Genomic DNA, 24937 nt, shown 5'->3' with positions numbered 1-24937 from the left:
GACGCGTACGATTCGGTGATGGCGTACCGGGTCGGCATCGCCGCGATCCTCGTCCTGGCTCTCGCCGCACCGGCGGAGGCCGCGGTCGAGGTGCGGCCGTGCGGTGGCGCGGTGTGCGGCGAGCTGCGGCGGCCGCTCGATCCGGAGCGGCCGCGCGGGCGCGGCATCGACGTCGCGTTCCGGCTCTATCGGGCGACGGAGCGTGCGACCGGGCCGGCGATCGTCGCGGTCGAGGGCGGGCCGGGCTATCCCTCGACGGGCACGCGCGCCGAGTACCGCGCGATCTTCGGGCCGCTGCTGCGCACGCGTGACCTGCTGCTCGTCGACAACCGCGGGACGGGCGAGTCGGCGCTGATCGACTGCCCGTCCGTGCAGTCGTACGTGGGGCGGACGAGCGGCCCGGCGTTCGCGCGCCGGGCGGCGCGCTGCGCGGCGCAGATCAAGCGCCGCTACGGCGACCCGTCGCTGTTCGCCACCGCGTACGCCGTGAACGACCTCGCCGCGGTCATCCGCGCGCTGAAGCTCGGCAGGGTCGACCTCTACGGCGACTCCTACGGCACGTACTTCGTGCAGGACTTCGTCGCGCGCCACCCGTCACTGCTGCACTCGGTGACGCTCGACTCCGCGTACCCGCGGCGCGACACCGACCCGTGGTACGCGTCGTCGGCCGCGACGCTGCGCAGCGCCCTCGAGCTCGTCTCGCCCGGCTCGGTCGCGCGGCTGGACCAGCTGCTGCAGCGGGTGCGCATCACGCCCATCAGCGGGGCGACCAAGGACTCGGACGGCACGCCGTTGCGCGTGCGCGTCGACCCGCGCACGCTGTCGGACCTCGTCCAGGACTCGGCCTCCGACCCGCTCATCCTGCGCGAGCTCGACGCCTCGGTGCGCGCCGCGCTGAGCGGTGACAGCGCGCCGCTGCTGCGGCTCGTCGGCCAGGCGAACACCTGGAGCCACACGCCGACCGAGGCGGCGTACTTCTCGCGCGGCGCCTACCTCGCGGTCGCGTGCGCGGACTACCCGCAGGTGTTCGGCCTCGACGAGCCCGCGCCGTCGACCTTCGCGCCGTTCACGCTCGCCGAGTGGACGAGCGTGAGCGGCTTCACGCAGCCCTACGACGTGTGCGCGGACTGGCCGCGTCCCCGGCGTGCGCCGCCCGCGCTCCCCGACCGCCGGCTGCCGGCGTCCGTCCCGGTCCTGATCGTCGGCGGCGACCTGGACTCGCTCACGCCGGTCTCCGACGCCCCCGTCATCGCGCAGGCGCTCGGCGCGAACGTCCGCACCGTCGTCCTGCGCAACACCGTCCACGTCACCTCCCAGGGCGGCACGCACCTGGTCGAGGGGATGCGCTGCGCCCGGATCGTCATCCGCTCGTTCGTGGGCGGCCGGCTGAAGGACAGCTGCGCCGCCGGCATCCCGCGCCCGCACACGGCGGGGGCGTACCCCCTCACGTTCGCCGACGCGGCTCCCGCCACGCTCTTCTCGGGTCCCGATCCCGGCGAGCCCGCCCGGCGCGCGGCGACCGTCGCCGCCGAGGCCTTCGGTGACGTGATCGCACGCTGGCTCTACTCGGCCGGCAACCGCGGCCCGGGCCTGCGCGGCGGCCATTTCACCGCGACCGAGCAGGACGGCGACACGGCCTTCCGGCTGATCAACGTCCGCTTCGTCGCCGACGCCCCGGTCAACGGCACCGGCACCTACGACCCGGTCACGAGCGGCGTCGACGCCACGCTGCACGTCGCAGGGGTCACCGCGCGCGTCCGGTGGCGCCAGTCGGAACCGCTGGCGAGCGTCCAAGTCGGCGACTCCGTGCTCAGGCTCCCCGCGCCCTAGCGATCAGCTCGACGACGTGCCCGGCGGCGGCGTCGGGGACGGCCGCGAACGAGATCAACAGCGTCGAGCCCGGTGAGGCTGGGCGGGCGGTGCGCGGCGCGCCCGTGTCGTGCTGCGCGGCGCCGTCGAGGGCGGCGCCGCCCATGCGCATTGCGCCCGCACCGTGGCCGGCGGCCTCGTCGAGGGCGGCGGCTCCCGTGCGCGGCTCCGCGCCGTGCTGCGCGGCGCCGTCGAGGATCACGCCCTGTGCGCGGCAGGCGGCGACGAGCGCGGCTTCGTCGGCGTCCGGGATGTGGACGGCGACGTGCAGGCCCGCCGCGGCGCCGCTCACGGTCGCGTCCGGCAGCTGCGCGGCGAGCGCCTCCAGCAGCGCGTCGCGCCGGCGCCGGTACGCGCGGGCGCTGCGGCGGATGTGGCGGTCGTAGGCGCCGCGCTCGATGAAGTCGGCGAGCGCGTGCTGCTCGAGCGCGGGCAGCCCGTGGTCCAGCCCTTCGCGGGCTTCCAGCAGCCGCGCGTGCCAGGCGGCGGGGGCGATCAGCCAGCCGAGTCGCAGCGCCGGCGCGAGCGTCTTCGACACCGACCCGATGTGGAAGACGAGGTCCGGCCGCAGCCCCTGCAGCGCGCCGACGGGTGCGCGGTCGTAGCGGTACTCGGCGTCGTAGTCGTCCTCGACGATCACCGCGTCGTGCGCCTCGGCCCAGGCGAGCAGCTCCGCGCGCCGCGCCGCCGACATCACCACGCCCGTCGGGAACTGGTGCGCGGGCGTGACGAGCACCGCGCGCACGTCGTCGGGCAGCTCGTCGACGACGATCCCCTCGTCGTCCACGCGCACGGGCACCGGCTGCAGTCCACGCACGCGCAACAGCTCGCGGATCCCGACGTGCCCGGGGCGCTCGACCGCGACCCGCGCGCCGTGCATCGCCACCGCGAGCGAGATGAACGCCTGCGCCGCGCCGAGGCATACGAGCACGTCGTCGGCCGTCGCGAGCGTCCCCCGCACCCGCCCGCGGTAGGCCGCGAGCACGCCCCGTAGTCGCGTCGACCCTGCAGTCGGCGGGTAGTCGAGCTCCGCGTCCCCGGCCCCACGCACGGCCACCCCCAGCGACCGCAACCAATCCGCCCGCGGAAAGCGCGCCAGATCAGGCCGCCCGGGCCGCAGGTCATACCGCACCGCGACATCTGTCGCGTGAGAGGGTCTGACCCCTTTACGCGACAGTTGTCGCGCGAAGGGGTCTGACCCCTTTAGGTTCGCGTCGGCCACGCGGGGGCCGGAGCGGGGGGCGATGAGGAGCCAGCCCTCGGCGGCGAGCTGGGCGTAGGCGTCGCTGACCACGCCGCGGGAGACCGACAGGTCGGACGCCAGGGCGCGGGAGGACGGAAGGCGCTCGCCGGCCACCAGGCGGCCGTCGCGGATCAGCGCGCGGAGCTGGTCCTCGACCTGGCGCTGGAGTGGGCCGGCTCCGCGCTGCAGGCCGACCAGCAGCTCTCTGGCCTGGTTTTCGGACACCGATCTGGACCTTACACCCGGGCCAGTGCGACCGTACCGTCAGCGACCATGAACGGATGGATCAAGGGGGCGATCGCGGCGAGCGTCGTCGGCGCGTCGTTTCCCGTCAGCGATGCCCTCACGGACTACTCGTACACGGCGGGCCAGTTCATCCGCTACGCGATCGGCGCGCTGATCCTGGTCGCGCTGCTCAAGGGCCGGATCGGCAAGCCGACGCTGAAGGAGCTCGCGCTGCTGAACGCGACCGCCGCCGTCGGCATGGTCGGCTTCAACCTCGCCGTACTCGCCGCCGTCGACCACATCGGCGCGACCAACGCGGGCGTGATCATCGGGGCGAGCCCGGTGATCCTCGCGCTCGCGACGGGCCACCGCCAGGTGCTGCCCGCCGCTCTGGTCGTCGTCGCCGGCGCCGCGATCGTCAACGGCGCCGACTCCACCGTCACGCTCCTCGGCGCCGCCCTGGCCATCGCCGCGCTCGTCGGCGAGGTCGGCTTCACGCTGCTCGCCGCGCCGCTGCTGCCCCGCCTCGGCCCGATGCGCGTCGCCGCCTGGACCTCGATCCTTGCCACGCTCCAGCTCGCGCTCCTGACGCGAGGCCAGATTCCCACCCCGACCGTCACGCACACGGCCGCGATCCTCTACCTCGCCGTCGTCACGACCGCGTTCGCGTTCGTGCTCTGGTTCAGCGCCGTCCAGCAGCTCGGCAGCGGCCGCGCCGGCCTGCTCGTCGGCTTCATGCCGATCGCCGCCGTGGCCGCCGACACCGCCCTCAACGGCCGAACGCCGTCCACCGCAGACCTTGCGGGGACGGCGCTCGTGGCCATCGGCATCGCGCTGGGCGCTAGCCCCGGGCGGGCTCGGGCGCTGCTTCGTGGCGGAACTCGGGCAGCCAGTGCAGCCGCTTCGGCAGGTACCAGTTCCACTTGCCCAGCAGCTTCATCGTCGCCGGCAGCAGGACCGCCCGCACCAGCGTCGCGTCGATGAGGATCGCGACCGCGAGACCGACGCCCATCTGCTTGAAGTCGATGAAGCTCAGCGTCGCGAAGATCGCGAACACGGCCACCATGACGATCGCGGCGCTGGTCACGGTCGAGGCCGTGGCCTTGATGCCGTGCGCGACGGCGTCCTCGGTCTTCATGCCGCGGTCCACGCCCTCCTTGACCCGGCTGAGGATGAACACGTGGTAGTCCATCGAGAGGCCGAAGAGGATCACGAACAGGAAGATCGGCAGCCACGCGGTGATGCCGCCGTTGGAGCTGAAGTCGAGCGTCTTCTCGAAGTGGCCGTCCTGGAAGACCCAGGTCAGCACGCCGTAGGACGCCGCGACCGACAGCAGATTGAGCACGATCGCCTTGATCGGGATCACGATCGAGCGGAACGTGACGAGCAGCAGCAGGAACGCGAGCACGAGCACGAACCCGACGACCAGCGGCGCGCGGCTCTTGAGGAAGTCGACGTAGTCCTTGGTCTCGGCGGTCATGCCGGACACGTAGGCCGCGGACACGCCGTCCGCACGTCCGACGGTCTGCCCGACGAGCGACTGGCGCAGGTCGGCCAGGCCCTCGTTGGAGACGGTGTCGGTGCCGGAGCCCTTGATCGGAATCGCGATCTGGGCCACATGCTTGTCCTGCGAAACGGTCAAGTCCGCGGGAGCGTTGAAGCGACCGGAGTCCACGGCGCGCGTCTCGAGGTCCTTCACCGCGGCGGTCACCGCGGGTGACGTCACGTCGTCGGCCTTGATGGTCACGACGGCCGGGATCTGGCCACCCGGGAACGAGGCCTCCATCTTGTCGTAGACCTGCATGACCGGCAGGTTGCGCGGCAGGTCGTCCGTGCCGGAGAGCACGGCCTTCATGCCGACCGCCGGGAAGGCCATGACGAGCAGCACCGCGGTCGCGAGCACGGCCGAGATCGCCGGGCGGCGCAGCACGAGGTCGAGCACCTTGCTCCAGACGCGGCTCTCGCCGTCCTGACGGCGCAGGCGGTGCAGGAACGGCACGCGGCCCTTCTCGACCTTGTCGCCGAGGACGGTCAGCAGCGCCGGGACGACCGTGACGGAGCCGATCATGGCCACGAGCACGACCGTGATCGCGCCGACCGCGAGCCCGGTGAACGTCTGGTCGCCGGCCAAGAACATGCCCGCCATGGCGACGATCACGGTGATGCCGGAGATGAGCACCGCGCGACCGGACGTGGCGGCGGCGATCTGGACCGCTTCGCGATGGCCCACGCCGCGGGCCCGCTCCTCACGCTCACGGCGCAGGTAGAAGAGCGTGTAGTCGACGCCCACGGCCAGGCCGACGAGCAGGATGATCGAGGACGCCTCGTCACCGAGCGGGAACAGCTGGGACGGCAGCGCCACGAGCCCCAAGGCCGCCATCACCGCGGACAAACCCAGCAGCAACGGCACGCCGGCGGCGACTAGAGCGCCGAACGCGAGCACGAGGATGAGCAGCGTGATCGGCAGCGACAGCGTCTCGGCCTTCTTGAAGTCGTCCTCGAACGCCTTCGAGAGCGCCTTGTTCGCGGAGGCCATCCCGAACTCGCCGACGAACACGGACGGGTTGGCCTTCTGCACGCGCTCGACCGCCGCGAGCACGGGCGCGACCGACTCCTCGGCCGCGGTCTCGTCGCCGCGCAGCTTGAAGTTCACGAGCGCCGCGCCGTCCTTTGCGAGCTGGCCCTCGTTGCCCTTCTCGTAGGGCGACTCGACGGCGTAGACGCCCTTCTGCTCGGAGACGGCGGCGAGCGTGTCGTCGACCGCGGCGCGCACCGCGCCTGCATCCTTGCCCTTGACGAGGACGCTCTCGGTGTTCTCGGACGGGAAGTGCTCGTCGACGAGCTGGTGGGCCTTGCCGGAGTCCCCGACGTAGGTCGTGTCGTCTTCGGGGGCCTTGACGCCGAGTGCGCTGCCGACCACCAGCGAGACGACGACGAACGCGAGCCACCCGAAGATGGCCTTCTTGCGGTGCTGGGCGCTCCAGCGGCCCATCCGGGCGGCGAAGTTCTTGTTCTCGGTCACGCTCAAGATGTTCGGCTTAGCGAGGCCTTATTTCCGTGGAGGCTGCTGGCTTTCCGACCTACCGCCCTCCCCCGAGTCCGGTACGGCTAGCCCCCGGCGGGGTATTCGGGTCGAGCATGCTCACCACTCTCGCGCTTGTGAGCGCACTGGCCGCTCCCACGCCGCTCACGACGATGACCGTCGACGACCCGCTGTACGGCGGTGGCGACGCGTACGCGCTCTCGGGCGACACCGCGTTCTTCACGCGCACCCGCGGGCGCGAGCTCCGCGTGTACGCCCTGCCGATCACCGGCGGGACACCGCGCCAGGTGTTCTCCTACCGCGTGCCACGCAAGACCACGCCACGGCCGGAGCTGTCCGCGTCGCCGCAGCGGGTCGCGCTGTCGGTCGAGTACGAGACGTCGGGGGGCGAGTTCGACTCGCGCGTCTTCAGCGGTCCGCCCGCCGGCCCGTGGACGCGAGTCGACCCGATCGTGGCTCGGCAATCGATCCCGCCGACAGTGAGCGTCGACGGGGACCGCCTGATCACGCTCGAGCGCGTCGACAAGCGGGACGTGCTCGTCGTGCGCGACGCCGCGGGCGTGCACCAGCTTCCGATTCCCGATCAGGACAGCGGCTCGCAATCCGCGACGGTCGCCGGCGACCTCATGGCCTACGTCGAGGAGCACCGGGTCGTCATCCGCAACTGGCGCACCGGGGCGGACGTCGCCACGCCCACGTTCACGGGCTTCCCCGACTGGGTCGCGCTCGGCGCCGACGGCCACGCCGCGGTGGTCACCGGCCCGGAGTCGCTCCACGACGTCCTTCCGGGAGGCGTCCCGCGCCGCATCCCGGGCATCGGCTGGCAGCCGGTGATCGCCGGCCAGCGGGTCGTCTACCGCGACAACCGCGGGCTGCAGCTCCTCGAGCCCGACGGCACGGTGCGCCCGTTCGGCATCGCGACCCGCCAGCTGGACTCGTTCACCGCCGACGAGCGCCACGTGCTGTGGAACGCGAACGGCTGCCTGCTCGTCGCACCGATCGAGTCGCCGCTCGCCCTCGGCCCGGCGCCGGGTCCGTGCGCGCCCGCCGAGCTGGAGCTCGACGAGCAGGCCCCCCAGAAGCTCAAGTCCACCCTGCGCGTCACGATCCGCTGCGTGTCCGCCCCCGGCGCGTGCGAGGGCACGCTGCGGCTCACCGCCGGGTTCGGCCCCGTGGTGACGCGCGCGCAGCGCTTCTCCATCCCCGTCGGTGAGCAACGCCCCGTGCGGGTGCGTGTGACCAAGGCCGGCAGGCGTCTGCTGGCGAAGGCGATCCGCCGCGACCGCGGGGTGATCGTCTACGGCCGCGCGACGGTCGGCGGCCGCACCGTCTCCACGTCCGGCAGCGGAACCGTGGTGCGATGATCGCGACCGCGCTGACGGTGCTCGCCGCCGCGACGCCCACGCCGCTGGGCCCCGCGCCGAACGCCGGCTTCGCGCTCGCGGGTGACCACGCCCTGCTCGCCACCGTCGACACCGAGCGTGAGCACCAGCTGCGCGTCTCTGCCATCCCGCTCGCGGGTGGCCCGGCGAAGCCCGTGTTCGCGTTCGACGGCCCGCCGGACACGTGGGCGAGGATCCGCTTCTCCGCGTCGGCCACGCGCGCCGCGGCGACGATCCAGGCCGAGCCCGAGGACGGCGATCTGCCGTCGACGTTCCAGATGGTCACCGGTCCCCCGCTCGGCCCGTGGACGGCGGTCGCGCCGCCCGCGTCCACGCCGCCGTATCCGCACAGGCAGCAGGTCGACGGCGACCGCGTGTTCACGTGGGAGGTCCGAGAGCCGACTCGGGAGACGACCGTCGTCGCGCGGGACCCCGACCCGCACGACGTGCCGCTGCGGGGACGCGACGCGGCCCTGGCGGTCTTCGCCGGAGACCTCGTGGCGTACGCGGCCACGCGTCCCGGCGACGACGAGCTCGGCCCCCGGCGGCTCGTGATCGCCGACTGGCGCACCGGCGCGGTCCGGCGCACCGTCGACCTTCCGGGCATCATCGGGCAGTACGCGCTCCGGCCCGACGGGCGCGTCGCGGTCACCGCCGGAGACCCGGGCGCGCTCTACGACATCCGCCCCGGGCGCAAGCCCAAGCGGTACCGCGTCCAGGGCCAGGAGCCGAGCTTCGCCGGCGACCACATCGTCTTCGCCAACGACACGACCCTGCACCCCTACGTCATCGACCCCGACGGCACCGTGCGCCCGTTCGGCGTGCGCACGCGCAGCCCGATGGGGTTCGCCGTCGACGGCACCAACGTGGCGTTCGTCGCCAACGACTGCCTGCTCGTCGCGCCCGTCACCGCGCCGATGGCCCGCGCGATCGGGCCCGGCCCCTGCGCGCGCGGCGAGGTCGACCTCGGGGACAAGAACGACGAGGCGAAGTTCGCCCGCCGGATCCCCGTGCGGCTGCGCTGCATCACCGCGCCGAAGCGCTGCACGGGCACCGTGGACCTCGTCTGGACGCAAGGCGACGTGCAACGACGCACCGTGCGTGTCACCGCCGGGACCCGTTTCTCGATCCCGTCCGGCCGCACCCGCACCGTGCGCGTCCGGCTCAGCGACGACGGGATAACGCGGCTGCGCCGCCATTTCCGGCGCCATACGCGCGCCACGCTCGCCGTCGAGCCGCTCAACGACGGCGGCTCGCGCCTGCCCGACTGGGCGTCCAAGTGGATGCAAGTTCGCCGCTAGGAGCGTGAAACGGCTTAGGCTTCGGTCGTCGGATGTCGACCCGCTCGACATTGCTGGTCATCGCCGAAGCCGCCGTACTGGCGGCTTCCGTCGCCGTGGCCGCACTCACCTCGACCGCCGACCAGTGGGATCCGGCGGCGCTCGTCGTCGTCATCCTCGCGCTCGCGCTGACCAGCGACCTGTTCGCGGTCAGCCACCACGGCCAGCGCATCAGCGGCTCGTTCCTTGCGCTCGTGCTCGCGATGGCGCTGCTCGGCCCGGCGCCCGCGGCGGCGATCGGCATCGCCAGCGTCGTGGCCGACCAGCTGCGCGCTCGCACGCCCGGCCGGCTCCTGCTCGCCAACCTGGCGACGTTCGCGAGCTTCCCGCTGATCGGCGGGCTGATCATCGACGCCGCCGGCCTCGACCCGACCTCCGCGGCGTTCCCGCTGCTGGTGATCGGCGTCTTCCTGCTGACGAACCTCCTGAACTTCGTGATGATCGGCGGCCACCACGCGTTCGCCAATCACGTGTCGCTCGCGGGCGAGTTCCGCAAGATCTTCATCCCGGTCCTGCCGAGCGAGATCCTCAGCGCGGCGCTGTGCGCGCTCGTCGCCGCCCTCTACGTCCGCACGGGCGTGGCCGCGATCGCGCTGATGCTGCTCGTGCTGCTCGTGTTCCAGTACCTGCTGCGGGAGCTGCTGCTCTCGCGTGAGCGGGCGGAGCGGCTGGCCGCGCTGCAGCTCGGCGTGCTCGTCTCGATGATCGAGACGCTCGCGCTGCGCGACCGCATGACCGCCCGCCACAGCGCCGCGGTCGCCCGCTACGCCCGCGCGATGGCGGTCGCGCTCGGCTGGAGCAAGGACGAGCAGGAGCTGGTGCACACCGCCGCGCTGCTGCACGACATCGGCAAGTTCGCGTTCCCGGACTCGATCCTGCTCGCCGACGCCCGCCTCACCGACGAGCAGTGGGAGGCGGTCAAGCAGCACCCGGAGGACGGCGCGAACATCGTCCGGCGCATCGACGGCTACGGACCGGTCGCCGAGATCGTGCACGCGCACCACGAGCGCTGGGACGGCCGCGGCTACCCGCGCGCCCTCGCGGGCGAGGCGATCCCGATCGGTGCGCGGCTGATCGCCGTCGCCGACACCTACGACGTGATCACCGCCCGCGACTCCTACCGCAAGCCGATCTCCCCCACCGACGCCGTCGCCGAGCTGCGCCGCGTCTCCGGTCACCAGCTCGACCCGGCCGTGGTCGAGGTCTTCATCGGCCTGCTGACCGCCGGGGGCCTGCGGTTCGCGCACGGCGACGACGCCGACTTCGAGGCCGAGCTCGCGTTCGGGCGTCGCGTCCACGCGCACGCCCTCCCCCGAACGGGGTAACTCCGTCCGAATTGCTACAGGGTGAAGCCGCCCTGACCGATGAACGGAGCACGGCGCGAGACTGGCCGGAAAATCCCTGCAAATTGCGCCCTTATGGGGTGCCGACTTCCCCTACCTGGAGTACACACCATGGGCTTCAAGTTCTAAGCGCAGTGGCGACCGACCGGACTAAGGGTCTTGACTGATCGGCCGATGAGGTGAGCATGGACGCGGAGCTGCGTCATCGTGCACGGTCCGTCCGGGCCTCCTTCGTTCCCAGCTATGGCCTGTGCCTGGTGGGATGGTTGTACGTGGCGCTCACCTGGGAGCAGCCACACCGCGTGTTCATGGCGCTGATGTTCGCCGTCGGCGCCGTCTCGGCCTTCGTGCTCGGACGGCTCCCGATGGAGCGGATCGTGACGAGCCGCTGGCGCGAGCTCTTCTTCGTCGGCTGGAACGTCGGCACGATCGTGCTGATCGCGACCGTCGTCGCCGCCGACGGTGGGGTCAACAGCCCCACCACGCTGATCTACCTCTTCCCGCTGCTGTTCGCGAGCCTCTCGTACCCGCCGCGCTCGATCGCGATCGTGTACGCCGCCGCGCTGGGCTCCTACGCGCTCGTGGGGCTCGCGCTCACGCCCGATCCCGACGGCGCGCGCGTCTTCATGGGCGCGGCCTCGCTCGCGCTGGCGCCGTGCGTCGGCTTCCTGCAGGCGCGCGAGCACAGCCGCGAGCGCCAGGCGCTCACCCTCCGGACGAAGACCGACGCGCTCACCGGCCTGCTCAACCACACCGCGTTCCAGGAGCGACTGGAAGTCGCGTTGCGCGAGCACGGGTCGGTCGCGCTGATCGCACTCGACGTCGACAACTTCAAGCTCGTCAACGATCGCTGCGGCCACGCCGCGGGTGACGCCGCGCTGCAAGCGGTCGCGGACGCGATCCGCTCGGTCGTCCGCGGCTGCGACCTCACAGGCCGCCTCGGCGGCGACGAGTTCATGGTCGCGCTGCCCGGCGCGGGCCGGTTCGTCGCCCAGCGGGTGGTCGATCGCCTGTCCCTCGCGCTGTCGGTCACGCCCGTCACCGCCTCGGCGGGCGTCGCGGTCTTCCCGGAGGACGGCGGTGACCGCGACGCGCTCATGGACACCGCCGATCGCGCCATGTACGCCGTCAAGCGAGTCCGGGCGGAGGCATCGCACAGCCGCGCGTGATGTGATCACGCGATGCTCTCCAAACTCGTCGGGATCAACCATGTGGCGCTCGAGGTCGACAGCATCGACGAGGCGCTGGAGTTCTATGGCCGCTTCTTCGAGTTGCACCTGCGCGGCGTCGCTCCCGGCATGGCGTTCATCGACATGGGCGACCAGTTCCTCGCGCTCTCGGAGGGCCGCGAGCAGGGGCCGGACCACGGGCGCCACTTCGGGCTCGTCGTCGACGACAAGGCCGCGGTGCGCGCCGCGCTGGAGGCCGCCGAGGTGCCGATCGAGCCGGGATCGCGACTGGACTTCCGCGACCCGTGGGGCAACCGCGTCGAGATCGTCGACTACCGGGACATCCAGTTCACGAAGGACCCCGTCGTACTGGCCGGCATGGGGCTCGAGCTCGAGAAGTCCGCCGAGGCGCTCGCACAATTGCGCGATAAGGGGTTGCTCTAGCCGGATAGGCTCTCGGCGAGCCGTTTGATGGATGTCGAGAAGCACGATGGCGGGGGAACGGAATCCAGCGAGCTGGAGCGGCTGCTCTTCGGGGAGAAGGCGCTGCGGGCCGTGCTCGAAGGGCTGCCGGACGCCACGGTCGCGACCGGTCGCAACGGGCGGATCGTGTTCGTCAACGCACACGCCGAGACGCTGTTCGGCTACGAGCATGGGGAGCTGATCGGCCAGCCGGTCCAGGTGCTCTGGCCCGAGCCGGTGCGGGCGCGCTACACGCGCAACATGGACCTGTACTTCGCGACGGAGCACCCGCTGCGCTTCACGATCCGCGCCGACGGCCTGCGCCGCGACGGCTCGGAGTTCGTCGGCGAGATGAGCTGGGGCATCGTCGAGACCGAGGCGGGCCCGCTGCTGCTCGCGATCGGGCGCGACATGACCGTGCACCGCGAGGCGATGGCGCGGCTGCAGCGCCAGTCGCGCCAGCAGGCCGCGATCGCCGCGCTGGGCGGGCGCGCGCTGTCGGGCGCCGACGTCGGTGACCTCGCGGTCGAGGCGGTCGAGCGGATGCGCGAGACGCTCGCGCTCGAGTACGTCGTCGTGCGGCGCGCGGGCGAGGTGCTCGCGGGCTGGGGTGGTGACGGGGACGACCTGACCGTCTTCGAGATCGCGTCGGGTGACGAGGTGTTCGGCGAGATCGGCGTGGAGGGTGAGCTCGGCGTCGACGAGGAGAGCTTCCTGCGCGCGATGGCCAACGTGCTCGCGACCGCCCTCGGGCGCCTGCGCGGGGACGAGCGGATGCGCCACGAGGCGCTGCACGACCCGCTGACCGGGCTGGCGAACCGCGCGCTCTGCCGCGAGCGGCTCATCCACGCGCTCGCCCGCACGGCCCGCGACGACGGCTCGGCGTGCGTGCTGTTCATCGACCTCGACGACTTCAAGGCCGTCAACGACCTGTACGGCCACGCCGCGGGCGATGCGCTGCTGATCGCGCTCGCGCGCCGGCTCGTGGCGACGGTGCGCCCGGCGGACACGGTCGCGCGGCTCGGCGGCGACGAGTTCGTCGTGGTCTGCGAGGACATCGACGAGCACACGGCGATCGCGCTGGGGCATCGCCTGACGGAGGCGATCCACGAGCCGCTCGACGTCGACGGGATCGAGCACCGGCTCTCCGCCTCGATCGGGATCGCGTTGGGCGCCGCCGGCCGGCAGGACCCGGACGCGTTGCTGGCCGACGCGGACGCCGCCGCCTACCGCGCGAAGGCGGAGGGCCGCGGCCGGGTCGAGGTCTTCGACACGCGCCTGCGCCGGCACGCGCGCGAGCGGCTGCGCACGGCGGCCGCGCTCGAGCGCGCGCTGTCGCTGGGGGAGCTGCGGCTCGCGTTCCAGCCGATCGTCGCCCTGGCCGACCGCTCGGTGATCGGCCACGAGGCGCTGCTGCGCTGGGACTCGCCGGGCGGCGTGATGAGCGCGCCCGCTGACTTCATCCCGGTCGCCGAGGAGAGCGCGCTGATCGTCGAGATCGGGGCGTGGACGCTGCTGCAGGCCTGCCATGAGAGCGCGGCGGCGTTCGGGCAGGACGAGGACGGGCCGGCGATCTGGGTCAACCTCTCGCCGCGTCAGCTCGCCCAGCCGGACCTGCCGGCCGTCGTCGCGGACGCGTTGGACTCGAGCGGCCTGCCCGCCTCGCGCCTGCGGTTGGAGCTGCAGGAGCGCGTGCTCCAGGGCGCGCCGAAGACGGCGCGGGCGAACGTCGCGGCGCTGCGCGAGCTGGGGGTCGGGCTCGCGCTGGACGACTTCGGCACCGGGTACTCCTCGCTGCGTGACCTGCCGGTGCGGGCGGTGAAGATCGACCGCTCGTTCGTCGCCGCGCTGGAGTCCTCGCCGGGCGACACGGCGATCGTGGCGGCGATCGTCTCCCTGGCGTCCGCGCTCGGCATCCACGCGATCGCCGAGGGCGTGGAGACCGAGGAGCAGGCGGCGCAGCTGCTCGCGCTCGGATGCCCGTTCGCGCAGGGCTACCTGTTCGGCGCGCCCGGTCCGCGGATAACCTCCGATCCGTGACCACCTTCGAAGAGCTCGACGCGCTGTCCTCCCGCGAGCTGCACGACCGCGCCGTCAAGCGCGCCGAGCACCACCTCGACGTGAAGTTCTTCTGGCGGCTGCTGTCGGAGACCCCGGCCGCCGAGGCGGCCGACGGGGACGCCGCGCAGGGCCAGGAGGAGGTCGCGCACTGGAGTCGCCAGGTGCTGGACGTCCTGCGCCACGACGACGCCGCCCTGGACGCGCGCCGCCCGATCTACATCGACTACCTGCTCCGACAGTCGGAATAGCGCGCATTAGGTCGTCCGGGGGGTTCTGCCCCCTTGGCACGTTGACGCGAGCGCCCACGCCCGAGAGGCTCCGCGCGTGGATCTGATTCGTGAGCTTCCGAACACCGATCACGCCCACCGGTTCGACGGCGAGCCGATGGTGCAGAGCTTCCTCGTCGGCGATCTGGGCTACGTCTGGATCACCACCGCCGAGGCGATGACCGTCCCGGGCTTCGGCATCCCCTGGGTGACCGGCCAGCTCGCGCGTTACGACGCGGACGAGCTGCGCGTCGCGCTGTCGGGCGGCCTGCGCCTGCGCGCGGCCGAGCTCGCGCTCGCCGCCGCGTAGCTCTACCGTTCCGGGTGCGCGCGGCCTGCGCCGCGTGTCCGCGCCCGGAACGCGGCGGTCGCGTCTTTGGTGCGGCCGTCGCGCTCGGCGCGCGTGGAGCTCCGCGCATGACGCGTCTCGCTGCGCCGCCGCGTCCGGGGAGCACACCGTCGGGCGTCGCGTCAAGCAACTCGCGCTCCGCGGCGAGCCGCTTGACCCGACGCGGCCGGCGCGCTCTTGGGCTGGTCAAGCCGGCTGGGGCCGGCGAGCCCGGGCGCGGGCCAAGTGCGCACGTGCACTCGAGCGCTGGGTTTCTGGGCGCAGCGACCAGAAACCCGACGCTCGCGCGGCCGACGCCACGCGAACCTCGAGAAAACGACCGCATAGGTACAAAACTCGCGGTTCGCGTGGCATCAGGACCGAACGAGCGCACTCGGCCCGCGCCCGGGCGCACCCCGGCGCAGCCGCTCACCCGCACAAGAGCGCGCCGGCCGCCGCGTGTCAAGCGGCTCGCCGCGCAGCGCGAGGTGCTTGACACGCGGCCCGACGGTGTGCTCGCCGTTCACGCGGCCAGCGCGTCGCGCACGATCCAGAGGGCCTCGCGGACCTCGAGCTCCGAAACGCCCGGCACCACCAGCGCGAACACGGTCACCGACCCCGCCGAGACCGGGACCGGCGGCGCCGCGAAGACCCGCACGCGCAGCGTCGCACCGACCACGTCCATACCCTCCACGCGCAACGGGCCGACGTCGTTCGTCGCCCACACGCCCACGCCCGTGTCGACGGTCGCGACCAGCAGCGCGTCCGCGAGTACGCCGCGCGAGCGGTAACCACCGCGGATCAACCGCGCCTTCAATGCGGCCTCGGCCGGCGTCGGCTCGTCCAACCCCAACCGATTCATCGCGATCCGGTACGGGTCCAGCTCGGCCACACGGGGCACGCGGTCCGACAACGAGCGCAAGCGCGGGCGGAGGTCGCCGGTCAACGCGGTCTCGAAGGTCTCCCAAACCACGCGGAGGTCACTCAAGGCGGCGCACCCAGGACTCGAGCTGAGCCTCGGTCTGGGAGCCGACCGTCGACCCCACCACGCGCCCGTCACGGCCGACGTAGGTGATGGTCGGGCAGACGACGACGGCGTACTCGTTCGCGACGGCGCCGTCGTGGTCGTAGCCGACGGGCAACGCGGACTTCAACCCGCGCGCTTCGCCGGCGTCCGCGCGCACGGCCACGACGCGGAACGCCACGCCAGAGTGCCGCGCCGCCACGCGCTCGAGCACGGGCAGCTGCTCGCGGCAGCGGTCGACCGGGTGGAAGACGAAGGCGAGCACGAACGGGCCCTGCTCACGCAGCTCGCACACGTTCAGGATCTCGGGACCGCGCACCTCGCAGGCGGGTCGAGCGCCCGCGGCGCCCTGGCCCGCATCGGTGGCGACGTTCGCGTCGCAGCGGCCCTCGCACGAGGAGGTCGACAGGGGCATCGCGAACGGCGGCAGCGCCTCGCCCGCCTCGAGCCCCTTGGAGCCCTCGGACTCGGTGACGATCGTGTTGAACGTGATGAACAGGAGCAGCGCTCCGATGAACACCACGATCAGGATGCCGGGGCGCTTCACGCGGCCACGGCGCGGCGGCGGCGACGGCGCGGCACGAGCGCGCCCCGCTCGGCCAGCACGAGCACCGCGGGCAGCACGGCCAGCACGCCCACGAGCGACACCGCCAGGTTCAGCACCGTGACGATCCCGAAGTCACGAAGCATCGCGATGTCGGACGCGATCAGCACCGCGAAGCCGGCCAACGCGGTCACGCCGGACGCGAACACCGCCGCGCCCGTCGAGCCGTAGGTCCGGGCCAGCGCCTCGCCCGGCTCGAAGCCCGCCGCCCGCTCCTCGTGGTAGCGAGCGCTCAGCAGCACCGAGAACTCCGTCGAGATCGCGATCACCAGCGCGCTGAGCGCCGCCGACATCGGGTTCAGCGGCACACCCACCAGGTACAGGACCAGCGACGACCAGCCCGTCGCCAGCGCGATCGGCACCAGCGGCACCCACGCCCGCGCCCACGAGCGGTACACCAGGAACAATGCCAGCGCGACGAGCGCCAACCCCGCCAGAGCGACGAGCAGCCGCCGCAACGGATCGCTCATCGCGTGGTTCGCGTCCGCCGCCAGCACCGGGAAGCCCGCCAGCGTCGCCCGGACACCCTCCGGCGGGTTCAAACGCGAGCGCATCTGCTCCATCACCTCGCGCTGCCCCTCCAGCGACTGCACGCGCACGCCGAACGCGAGCACCGCCGTCCGCCGGTCGGACGAGATCGCCGCCTGCGACAGGTACGGCGGCACAGCGTCGAGCAGCGCGCGCACCTGCTCGCGCGTCGCCGACAGCTCCGGTGTGCGGAACAGGTCCGGCAGCGACAGCGCCGGGCACAACGTCGCGCTCCCGCAGCCCCGCTCCGCGCTGTACCCCTGCCGCAGCAGGACCGAGCTCTGGTAGTTGCGCATCCACTGCACGACCTTCGGGTCGGTCAAATCGCGCCCCTCGACGAGCACGTCGATCTCCCCCGCCGTGCCGGTGGCCTTCTGCAGCGCGCCCAGATCAGCGACCGCCGGCAAGGACTGCGGCACGAGCTTCGGCAGCTCGGACTCGATCGAGATCCGCGAGTCCAGCGCCCAGCCGCACACCGCGAGCAGCACCGCCGCGACGAGCACCGCCCGCGCGTTCCCGATCACCCACGGCAACGCGCCGCCCGACCGCACCCGCGGCAGCCGCACCGCGTCGACGAGATCGCCCGCCCCGCGGAAGGATCGAGCCAAGGCGCCGCCCGAGGACCGCCGCCGCGCCGCCAAGAGCAGCACCGCCTGCCCCGCCGTGACGGTCAGCAGCAACGCCACGCCGACGCCCACGACCAGCAGCGCGCCGAACCCGCGCACCATCGGCACGGGCGAGAACAGCAAGATGAGGAATCCGACCGCAGTGGCCAGAGCCGCCGTCGCGATCACCCGCAGTCGGTTGCCCGCCTGGTACTGGATCGCGTAGTCGACCGCCAACCCGAGCAGCACCGGCAGCACCGCGATCGACGCCATCGTCAACGGAAGCCCGAGCACCGCAAGCCCGCCGAACACGACCGCGACCGTCCCCAGTGCGACGCCCAACGGCAACAGCCGCAGCCGCGCGCGGAAGAGCAGCGCCAAGACCAGCGCCATCACCGCCACGCCCACGAGCAGCAGCCGCAGCGTCGAGCCCGCCAGCACGCCCGAGAGCTCCTCCGCGAGCACCGGCACACCGCTGACCACGTACGTCCCACCGCCGTCGAGCTTGAACTCGGGCATCCGCACCGCGGCGCGCACCAGGTCCACCGCCCGCGCCCGATCCGCATCCGACAAGCCCGCCTTCAGCCGCACCGAGATCAGCGCCGACTCAGAAGAGGGGAACAGGTACGCGAACCGCGCCTTCGGCGTGCGCTCCCCGCGCGCGGGATCGAACACGAGCTGGTAGACGAAGTCGGGGTCGTTGAGCTTCGGCGCGCCGGTCAGGTTCAGCCCGTACTTGGCGTTCATCGCGATCAGCTCGGACGCGAACTGCGTGTAGACGAGCTTCTCCGCCTCCTTCCCCAGCCGCTTCGACTCGGCCACCGACCGCCCGTCAGCGCGCGCCAGCTGCTCCGCCGCCTCGCGCGCCCGGTCGGCCTGCGCGGCCCGCTCGCGCGTGCGGTCCTGCAGCTGCGCGGTGAGCTCGTTGACCGACGAGTTGATGAACGTGCCCGGCCCGTAGACCACGTGCACGGGCTTCATCGCGGCGAGCTGTCCGCACGCCGAGCCCGCACCACCCGGAGGCGCCGCCCCCTCAGGCACGTTCCCGCTCAAGCACCCTTCAAGGCCGAGCAGCCGGTTCAGGTCCGACGTCAGGACGAGCCGCGGCAGGTCGCCCCGCACGAGCACGAACACGGCGTCGTCGCCGAAGCGCTCCTTGGCCACCTTCGTCGCGCGCCCCGCGTCGCTCCCGCCCCCGACCAGCGACCCCGTCGAGGCGCTGACCGACAGCCGGGAGGCGAAGAACGCACCCGCGAGCACTACCAGCACCGCCACCAGCAGCACCCGACCGGGATGCCTGCGCACGACCCCCATGCGCTATCCGTCGTCGCGGGCGTTCACGTGCGGGTACTGCGTGCGCTCGCCCCCGAACTCGAACGGCCCCTGCTTGCGGCACGGCGGCGAGACGAGCCCCGCGTTGCCCACGCCCCCGAACGCGTACTGCTGGATCTGGTTGAGCAGCTCGGTCGGGATGAGCGCCGCGGCCTGCTCGGGCGTGAGCGGGATCTGCGGGATCGGCGGCAGGTTGATCGGCGGCAGCGGCAGCCCCGGGATCACCGGCTGGACCGTCGGCACCGGGGAGACCACCGGGGCGATGACGTCGTTGACGAGGTCGATCGGCGTGTTCACGACCGACGGGATCAGGTTCGCCGCCGTGCACTGGCGATCCTCATAGACCGGCAGGCCGCTGTTGATCTGGTCGAAGTTCCCCGGCTGGGTGTACGGGTTCGGCCGGTTCGTCGGGAGCCGGTTCGGATAGACCGCGAGGTTCTCCGGGTTCAGCGGGTTGCTCGTGCGCAGGTAGTGCAGGCCGGTGCGCGAGTCGCGGGCCTGCGTCGCGGAGCCCGCGTTGGCGAAGAACGACGTCAGCTCCCGCTTGTACTGGCCGATGAAGTCGACCGCCGGCGTCAGCTGCGCGGTGGCCGGGACGAGCTGGCCGAGCAGCGGCCGCGTGTCCTCGAGCACCTGCTCGGCGGCCGGGAAGCCTTCCTTGGACGCGTCGATCAGCGGCTGCAGCTGCTGGAGCAGGTTGCGCAGGTCCGGCGCGATGTCCTCGAGGTCCTGCAGCGTCGGCGACAGCTCGCGCGCCGCGGGCCGCAGCTGCGTGATCAGCGGGTCGGTCTCGCGCTGGAACTCGTCGAGGCGCTCGAACGTCTTGCGCGACTCGTCCTCGAACGTCGGCAACGCGCGGAACGCCGCCTGGAGCTCGCTGTCCCGCGAAGCCGTCGCCGCGAACACCGAGTTGGAGTTCTCGATCAGCGACCGCAGCTGGCCGTCGCGCTCGCTCAGCGCCTGGAAGACGATGCCGGTGTTGGCGACGAGCTGCGAGAGCGCGGCCTCCTGGCGGTTCAAGACGTCCACGATCGTCGCGGTGTCCTCGGCGAACGGCGCGAGGTTGCCGATCGCGTCATTGAGATCCTGGCCGTTGCCGCCGATCGCCTCGGCCTGCGTCTGCATCCACTGCTGGAAGTTCGCGCGCGTCTGCGGATCGAACGACCGCAGGATCTCGTCCAGCTCGACCGTCTCGGACACCTGCGTGGACGCGAGCGCCCCACCCTCGGCGATCGCCCGCGCGTCGTTGCTGCCCGGCGTCAGCTCCACGTAGGTCTCGCCCAGCAGCGTCTTCTGGCGCAGGATCGCCCGCGCGTCCGACGGCAGCGGCGCGTAGCGCGACTGGAGCTGGATGACGACGTCCGCGCGGCCAGTGCGCTTGTTCGGCGTGATCTCCTTGACCTTGCCGACCGGCACGCCGCTGATCCGCACGTCGGCCTCCTGGGAGAGCTGGCCGACCTCGGTGAAGGACGTGTGGAAGCGGTAGCCCTTCGGCTTCAGCGGCACCGGGCCGCCGAACGCGAGCCACAGGAACAGCAGCAGCCCGAAGCACGACAGCGCGAACAGCACCATCGCCGCGATCTTGCCGAAGGAGGGAGCGTCCTTGACCATGCTCGATCAGCCTCCCGCCGGGGCGCCGCCGCCCGCGGCGGGTCCCTGGGTCGAGGTCGGGCAGATCTCTTCCGACGCAGGCTTGTTGAGCAGCTGGACCAGCGTGCCGAGCTGCGGGTTGGCCTGGGCGACCGCCTCCAGCAGCTGCGCCGAGTTGCAGGAGACGAGGAACAGGCCGCGCCGGATCGGGCCGTGCGCGTCCGCCGTGGAGAACACCGAGTTGCCGGTGTGGTTGAGCCACGACTGCCAGAACAGCAGGCCTTCCTCCGCCGCGCCGGGCGGGTTGTAGGCGGCGGCGTTGAGCAGCTGGTTGACGACCGTGAGCGAGCGCGTGAGGTCGGGCGTGGTGGCCGCGAGGTCGCGCATCGCCGGGCGCAGCTCCTTCACCGTCGGCAGCGCGGCGCGCGTGAACGGGCGGATCTCGTCGCGGATGATCGGCGTCGACTCGCGCAGGAACGGCCGCGTCTTCTGGAGCGACGGGGCGAGCGCGCGGGCCGCCGGCCGGAGCGACTGCAGGGTCGGGCCGAGCGTGTCGGCCAGCGTCTCGACCTTGCCGAGCGTCGTCTCGGTCGTCTGCAGCGTACCCGGCAGCCGCTGGAGGATCGCCTGCAGCGAGGAGTCCTGCTCGGCGAGCGTCGCGAACACCGCGTTGGAGTTCTGGACGAAGTTCGCGAGCTGCGTGTCGCGCTTGCCGAGCTCGTCGGTCAGCAGCGAGAAGTTGTGCACGACGCGGGCGAGGTTCACGCGCCGCTCGGCCAGGCCCTCGTTGATCTCGCGCGCGTACTTGGCGGTCGGCTCCAGGCGCCGGATGGCCTGCGCGAGCTGGCGGCCCTTGCGCTCGGACCCGAGGCCCTGCGCGCCGTCGTTGAGCAGCAGCACCAGGTAGTCGCGCGTGTCCGCGTCCAGCGAGGCGAGGATCTCGTCCAGGTTGACGTCCGGGAGCGTCTGCGCGATCGGGATCACGCCGCCCTCCTCGATCCGCCCGGCCTCGGGCGTGCCCGGCGTGAGCTCGGCGACCATGTCCTTCAGGCCTGTCTTCGGGCGCAGCAGGATCGAGGCGTCCTTGTAGATCCGGTCGTGCTTGCGCTGGATCCGCATGCCGATGATCGCCTTGCCGTCGCGCAGCTTGACCGAGGAGATCTCGCCCACCTCGACGCCGGCGATGTTGACCGTCTGGCCCTGGCCCGGCGTGACCGCCTGCGCGGTGCTCATCTCGGCCTCGACCTCGAAGAAGTCCTTGCCCAGGACGGGCACGCCCGCCGGCAGCGAGAGCCGCTGCTTGTCGAGGATGTAGACCGACACGACGAGCGCGACGACCAGCAGGCCGAGGATGGCCAGGAAGTCCGGGAGGTGCTTGCGGATCGCGGTCTTCACTTGGTCTTCCCGACCTTCTGCGCCGCGCCGAACGGGTTGAGCTTCTTGCGGACGACGTTCAGCTCGACCTCACGCCGGAGCTTGTCCTCCTTCGTGGCCGACTTCACCGTCGCCGCGACCGCGGTGCCGCCGCCCGGCTGGGACTTCTGCCCGAGCGGCCCGTTGACGTTCGGCAGCGGCTGCGTGTGGCAGGGGACGTCGTCCTTGTACGTCGGCTTCTTGCTCGGCATCGCGGGCCGGTTGCCGAGCGGCGCCTCGATGAAGCTGCCGAACAGCTCGCCGAGGTTCGTGCTGTTGGGGCCGAGCGAGAGCGTCTGCGAGCCGCCGCCGGTCTGGAAGCGCACGTACATGCCGTTGCCGTCGAAGTTCTGGCCCTCGCCGGCGATGCCCACGAGCGCGTAGAAGAACTCCTTGTAGTTCTCCACGCCGTTGGCGAACTCGTCCTGGACGACGATGTCGCCGGCCGGCAGGACGACGTCGCGGATGCACTTGCCGAGCAGGTCGGCCTGCGGCAGCAGCTCGGTCGCACGGTCGATCAGGCGCGCCAGGTCGACGGTCGCGGGCGAGAGCTCCTCGACCAGCCCGCCGAGCTCCTCCGGCTGCACGAGCGCGCGCGTCTGCTCGATCCACGGGAACGCGGCCTCGATCGTTGCGGGCGTCTCGCGCACGCCCGGCCGGATCTCGCGCGCGAAGGCCCGCGTCGGCGGGAACGCGGCGTTGAGCGAGTCGAACGCGCGGTTGGCGGCGGCCAGCGTGCCCGGCAGCTCCCGGATCGACGCGCGCAGGTTCGTCGACTCGCCCGCCAGCGCTGCGGTGGTGACGTTGAGGTTGGTGATCAGGTCCTGCAGCGACTGCTCGTAGCGGCCCAGCTCGTCGGCGGTGCGCGCGGTGCCGCGGATCAGCCGCTGGACGTCGCGCGCCGGCTCGGTGCCGAGCAGCGCCTCGAACACCTCGGCGGACGAGCGCTCCGCGGCCGGGATGTCGTCGAGCGCGTCGTTGAAGGACTCGGCCGCGGTCTGCCCTCGGGCCAGCTCGTGCGAGTCCTCGTCCTCCTCGGCCGTCGGCTCGGACATCAGCGCCGTGCTCAGCCCGTCCAGCACCTGCTTGAGGTCCTCACGCGAGTCGCTCTGCAGCGACGTCAGGACCTCGTCGAGCTGGACCGGCGTGGCCGTCTGGGTGACCGCGATCATGTCCCCGGACTCGAGCCGCGGCGAGTCGGGCGTGCCCGGCTTGAGGTCGACGAAGAAGTTGCCCTCGAGGAAGATGCGCGGGCGGACCTTGGCCGTCGCGTTCGCGTGCAGCGGCAGCGCGTCGCCGGAGAGCTCCATCACCAGCATCGCGTCGTTGGAGCCCTCGACCGGCTCGACCGCCTTGACCTTGCCGACCTCCACGCCCGCGATCCGCACGGGCGAGTTCGGCCGGATCGAGTTCGCGGACTGGAACTGCGCGCGCAGCTCGAAGCCCGAGCGCAGCGGGATGTCCTTGGTGAACCCGAAGTACATGACCAGGCCGACCACGACGAAGGCGATCAGGCCGACGAACGCGTCGGAGCGGCGCGGGCCGCGGCGGGGGCGGCGAGCCATCAGCGCGCGTCTCCCTGGCTCGCGTAGCCCTCGGTGCGCGGCTGCTGCGTGCCCGCCACGTTGCCGGTGACCGTGCGCCCGGCGAGGTACGGCTCGTTGCCCGACTCGCACTCGCGCGGCTGCCCCGGCGAGGCGGTGTTCGGGTACGGGTTCGTGTGCAGGTGGTTGTCGACCGTCGGCCCGTTGGCCGGCCCGGACGACGGCCCGCCCTCGTTGTTCGGGCCCTGCGGCGTGGCGACGATGATGAACCGCTGCCACGTGCCGTTGCGGTCGCCCTCGCTCAGCAGCGACCCGATGTTGCGGAAGAACAGCGTGATGTAGTTGCAGACCGTCTGGGCCGGCGCGAGGTGCGCGAGCGTCGGGTCCACGGACTTGACCAGCGCGGTGGAGGACTGGATGCCGCGCGGGACGAGCGGGTCGTTGGCGAACGTCTGGACCTCGCCCAGCAGCGAGTCCAGCCGCCGGTTGAGCGCGGGCGTCTTGGGGAGCACGTCGATGCCGGCGCCGAGCGCGGCCGACAGCTCCGGCGCGGCGGTGCGCAGCGCGCGGATGCCCGGGCGCAGCTCACGCATCAGGCCCTCGGTGTTGACCAGGAACGGGCGCTGGTTGGGCAGCGACTCGATGCCGGCGTCCAGCGCGGGCTTGCCGCGCGTGATCGAGTCCTGGATGTACGGGCGCGCGACCGCGTTCAGCGCCGCCATCGTCGTGTCCAGGTTGCGGAACAGCGACGCCTGCGTCTCGGCGGCGGGCGCGACGATCGCGGCGGTATCCCCGGTCTCGACCACGAAGCGCTCGAGGTTGGTGCGCGGGTCGGACAGGTTCTGCATGACCGGGATGACGTCGCGCAGGAGCGGGCGGAAGGCGCCGATCGCGGTGTTGATCGACTCGCCGCGGCCCGCGAACGCGGTGCCGAAGCCCTCGAGGTTGGTCTGCGACGCCGCGCGTGTGTCCTCGTCGAACATGTTCAGGAACTCGTCGAGCTCGACCGGCGTCTCGGCGCGCGCGAGCGGGATCGTGTCCCCGTCCTGGAAGCCTTCGCGGGACCGCCCGCGCGTGATCTCGACGTACTTGAGGCCGAGCGCCGAGCGTGGGCGCACCAGCAGCGTCGAGTCCTCGGGCAGCGGGCCCGCGTCCTTGTCCAGCGTCAGCCGGACCACCGCGATGACCTGGCCGTTCTCGAGCTGGCGCGGCTTGATCCGCGTGACCGCGCCGATCCGGGAGCCGCCGACCTTGACGTCGTTGCCGATCGTCAGCTGGGCGGCGTTCGGGAGCTCCGCCTCGACCGTGTAGGTCGGCACGAACGGGAGGCCCTTGTTCGCGTTGTAGGACAGGAAGACGGCGACGAGGATCACGAGCACCGTCGCGGCGCCGATCAGGACCGGGTTGCCGGCGATCCCTGACGAGCGGCCCCTCATCCCCCGTCCTTTCCGAACAGGAAGTCGAGCAGGCCCTCGCTCGGGTCGGGCGTCGGCGTCGGGGCGACGGCGGTCGGCGCGGGCGCCGCGGTGGTGGGCGCCGGCGTCGCGGCGGGCGGCGCGACCGTCG

18 protein-coding genes and 1 pseudogene are annotated in these 24937 nt (G+C 72.3%); 10 read left to right on the top strand and 9 right to left on the bottom strand.

What is annotated here, in order from left to right; genetic code table 11:
• Window positions 1-18 precede the first annotated feature (18 nt).
• Window positions 19-1830: an alpha/beta hydrolase gene (locus tag OJ997_RS25595; RefSeq protein WP_270028130.1), complete on the top strand. Its 1812-nt coding sequence runs from the start codon at window positions 19-21 to the stop codon at window positions 1828-1830.
• Here the strand turns inward: OJ997_RS25595 and pdxR are convergent.
• Complete coding sequence (pdxR, locus tag OJ997_RS25590) at window positions 1811-3337, bottom strand: MocR-like pyridoxine biosynthesis transcription factor PdxR (RefSeq protein ID WP_270028129.1); 1527 nt, start codon at window positions 3335-3337, stop codon at window positions 1811-1813. The genes OJ997_RS25595 and pdxR overlap by 20 nt on opposite strands.
• A 48-nt stretch (window positions 3338-3385) precedes the next feature.
• On the opposite strand from pdxR, the pseudogene OJ997_RS25585 reads away from it, so the two are divergent.
• A pseudogene (locus OJ997_RS25585) lies at window positions 3386-4162 on the top strand (EamA family transporter); the annotation flags it as partial.
• A gap of 16 nt (window positions 4163-4178) precedes the next feature.
• Here OJ997_RS25585 and OJ997_RS25580 read toward each other — a convergent pair.
• Window positions 4179-6359: an MMPL family transporter gene (locus OJ997_RS25580; RefSeq protein ID WP_270028128.1), complete on the bottom strand. Its 2181-nt coding sequence runs from the start codon at window positions 6357-6359 to the stop codon at window positions 4179-4181.
• Between the two features lie 116 nt (window positions 6360-6475).
• Between OJ997_RS25580 and OJ997_RS25575 the strand changes: the two genes are divergently transcribed.
• From OJ997_RS25575 to OJ997_RS25540, 8 genes are all read left to right on the top strand, one after another.
• Window positions 6476-7744 (top strand): hypothetical protein, encoded by a 1269-nt coding sequence (locus OJ997_RS25575; RefSeq protein ID WP_270028127.1) that lies wholly within the window; start codon window positions 6476-6478, stop codon window positions 7742-7744.
• Window positions 7741-9063 carry a TolB family protein gene (locus OJ997_RS25570; protein WP_270028126.1) on the top strand — a complete coding sequence of 441 codons (1323 nt, stop codon included), beginning with the start codon at window positions 7741-7743 and terminating at the stop codon, window positions 9061-9063. Before OJ997_RS25575 ends, OJ997_RS25570 begins: the two co-directional genes overlap by 4 nt.
• Window positions 9064-9095: 32 nt before the next feature.
• Window positions 9096-10427: an HD-GYP domain-containing protein gene (locus OJ997_RS25565; protein WP_270028125.1), complete on the top strand. Its 1332-nt coding sequence runs from the start codon at window positions 9096-9098 to the stop codon at window positions 10425-10427.
• A gap of 275 nt (window positions 10428-10702) precedes the next feature.
• Window positions 10703-11614 carry a GGDEF domain-containing protein gene (locus OJ997_RS25560; RefSeq protein WP_270028124.1) on the top strand — a complete coding sequence of 304 codons (912 nt, stop codon included), beginning with the start codon at window positions 10703-10705 and terminating at the stop codon, window positions 11612-11614.
• A gap of 12 nt (window positions 11615-11626) precedes the next feature.
• A complete protein-coding gene (locus OJ997_RS25555; RefSeq protein ID WP_270028123.1) occupies window positions 11627-12058 on the top strand; it encodes a VOC family protein in 432 nt (143 codons plus the stop codon).
• A 27-nt stretch (window positions 12059-12085) separates the two neighbouring features.
• Window positions 12086-14116 (top strand): putative bifunctional diguanylate cyclase/phosphodiesterase, encoded by a 2031-nt coding sequence (locus tag OJ997_RS25550; protein ID WP_270028122.1) that lies wholly within the window; start codon window positions 12086-12088, stop codon window positions 14114-14116.
• Entirely contained in the window at window positions 14113-14385 is a 273-nt protein-coding gene (locus OJ997_RS25545) for a hypothetical protein (RefSeq protein ID WP_270028121.1), read from the top strand. Before OJ997_RS25550 ends, OJ997_RS25545 begins: the two co-directional genes overlap by 4 nt.
• A gap of 76 nt (window positions 14386-14461) precedes the next feature.
• Window positions 14462-14713, top strand: coding sequence for a hypothetical protein (locus OJ997_RS25540; RefSeq protein WP_270028120.1), 252 nt, complete (start codon window positions 14462-14464; stop codon window positions 14711-14713).
• A gap of 541 nt (window positions 14714-15254) precedes the next feature.
• On the opposite strand, the gene OJ997_RS25535 is transcribed toward OJ997_RS25540, so the two are convergent.
• The 7 genes from OJ997_RS25535 to OJ997_RS25505 are packed head-to-tail and all read right to left on the bottom strand — an operon-like array spanning window position 15255 to window position 24807.
• Entirely contained in the window at window positions 15255-15704 is a 450-nt protein-coding gene (locus OJ997_RS25535) for a hypothetical protein (RefSeq protein WP_270028119.1), read from the bottom strand.
• A 7-nt stretch (window positions 15705-15711) separates the two neighbouring features.
• Window positions 15712-16302 carry a TlpA family protein disulfide reductase gene (locus OJ997_RS25530; RefSeq protein WP_270028118.1) on the bottom strand — a complete coding sequence of 197 codons (591 nt, stop codon included), beginning with the start codon at window positions 16300-16302 and terminating at the stop codon, window positions 15712-15714.
• Window positions 16299-18797 (bottom strand): MMPL family transporter, encoded by a 2499-nt coding sequence (locus tag OJ997_RS25525; protein WP_270028117.1) that lies wholly within the window; start codon window positions 18795-18797, stop codon window positions 16299-16301. Before OJ997_RS25525 ends, OJ997_RS25530 begins: the two co-directional genes overlap by 4 nt.
• 12 nt (window positions 18798-18809) lie before the next feature.
• Window positions 18810-20435, bottom strand: a complete 1626-nt coding sequence (locus OJ997_RS25520; RefSeq protein WP_270028116.1) for an MlaD family protein — start codon at window positions 20433-20435, stop codon at window positions 18810-18812.
• A gap of 6 nt (window positions 20436-20441) precedes the next feature.
• Window positions 20442-21809, bottom strand: a complete 1368-nt coding sequence (locus tag OJ997_RS25515; protein ID WP_270028115.1) for an MlaD family protein — start codon at window positions 21807-21809, stop codon at window positions 20442-20444.
• Window positions 21806-23392, bottom strand: coding sequence for an MlaD family protein (locus OJ997_RS25510; RefSeq protein WP_270028114.1), 1587 nt, complete (start codon window positions 23390-23392; stop codon window positions 21806-21808). The genes OJ997_RS25515 and OJ997_RS25510 overlap by 4 nt, the downstream gene beginning before the upstream one ends.
• Window positions 23392-24807: an MlaD family protein gene (locus OJ997_RS25505; protein ID WP_270028113.1), complete on the bottom strand. Its 1416-nt coding sequence runs from the start codon at window positions 24805-24807 to the stop codon at window positions 23392-23394. The genes OJ997_RS25510 and OJ997_RS25505 overlap by 1 nt, the downstream gene beginning before the upstream one ends.
• Between the last annotated feature and the right edge of the window lie 130 nt (window positions 24808-24937).

Origin of the sequence: Solirubrobacter phytolaccae, assembly GCF_027587195.1 — a bacterium.
GTDB classification, from domain to species: Bacteria; Actinomycetota; Thermoleophilia; order Solirubrobacterales; family Solirubrobacteraceae; genus Solirubrobacter; species Solirubrobacter phytolaccae.
The sequence above is the reverse complement of the archived record's forward strand: the minus strand, read 5'-3'. Positions and strand labels throughout refer to the sequence as shown.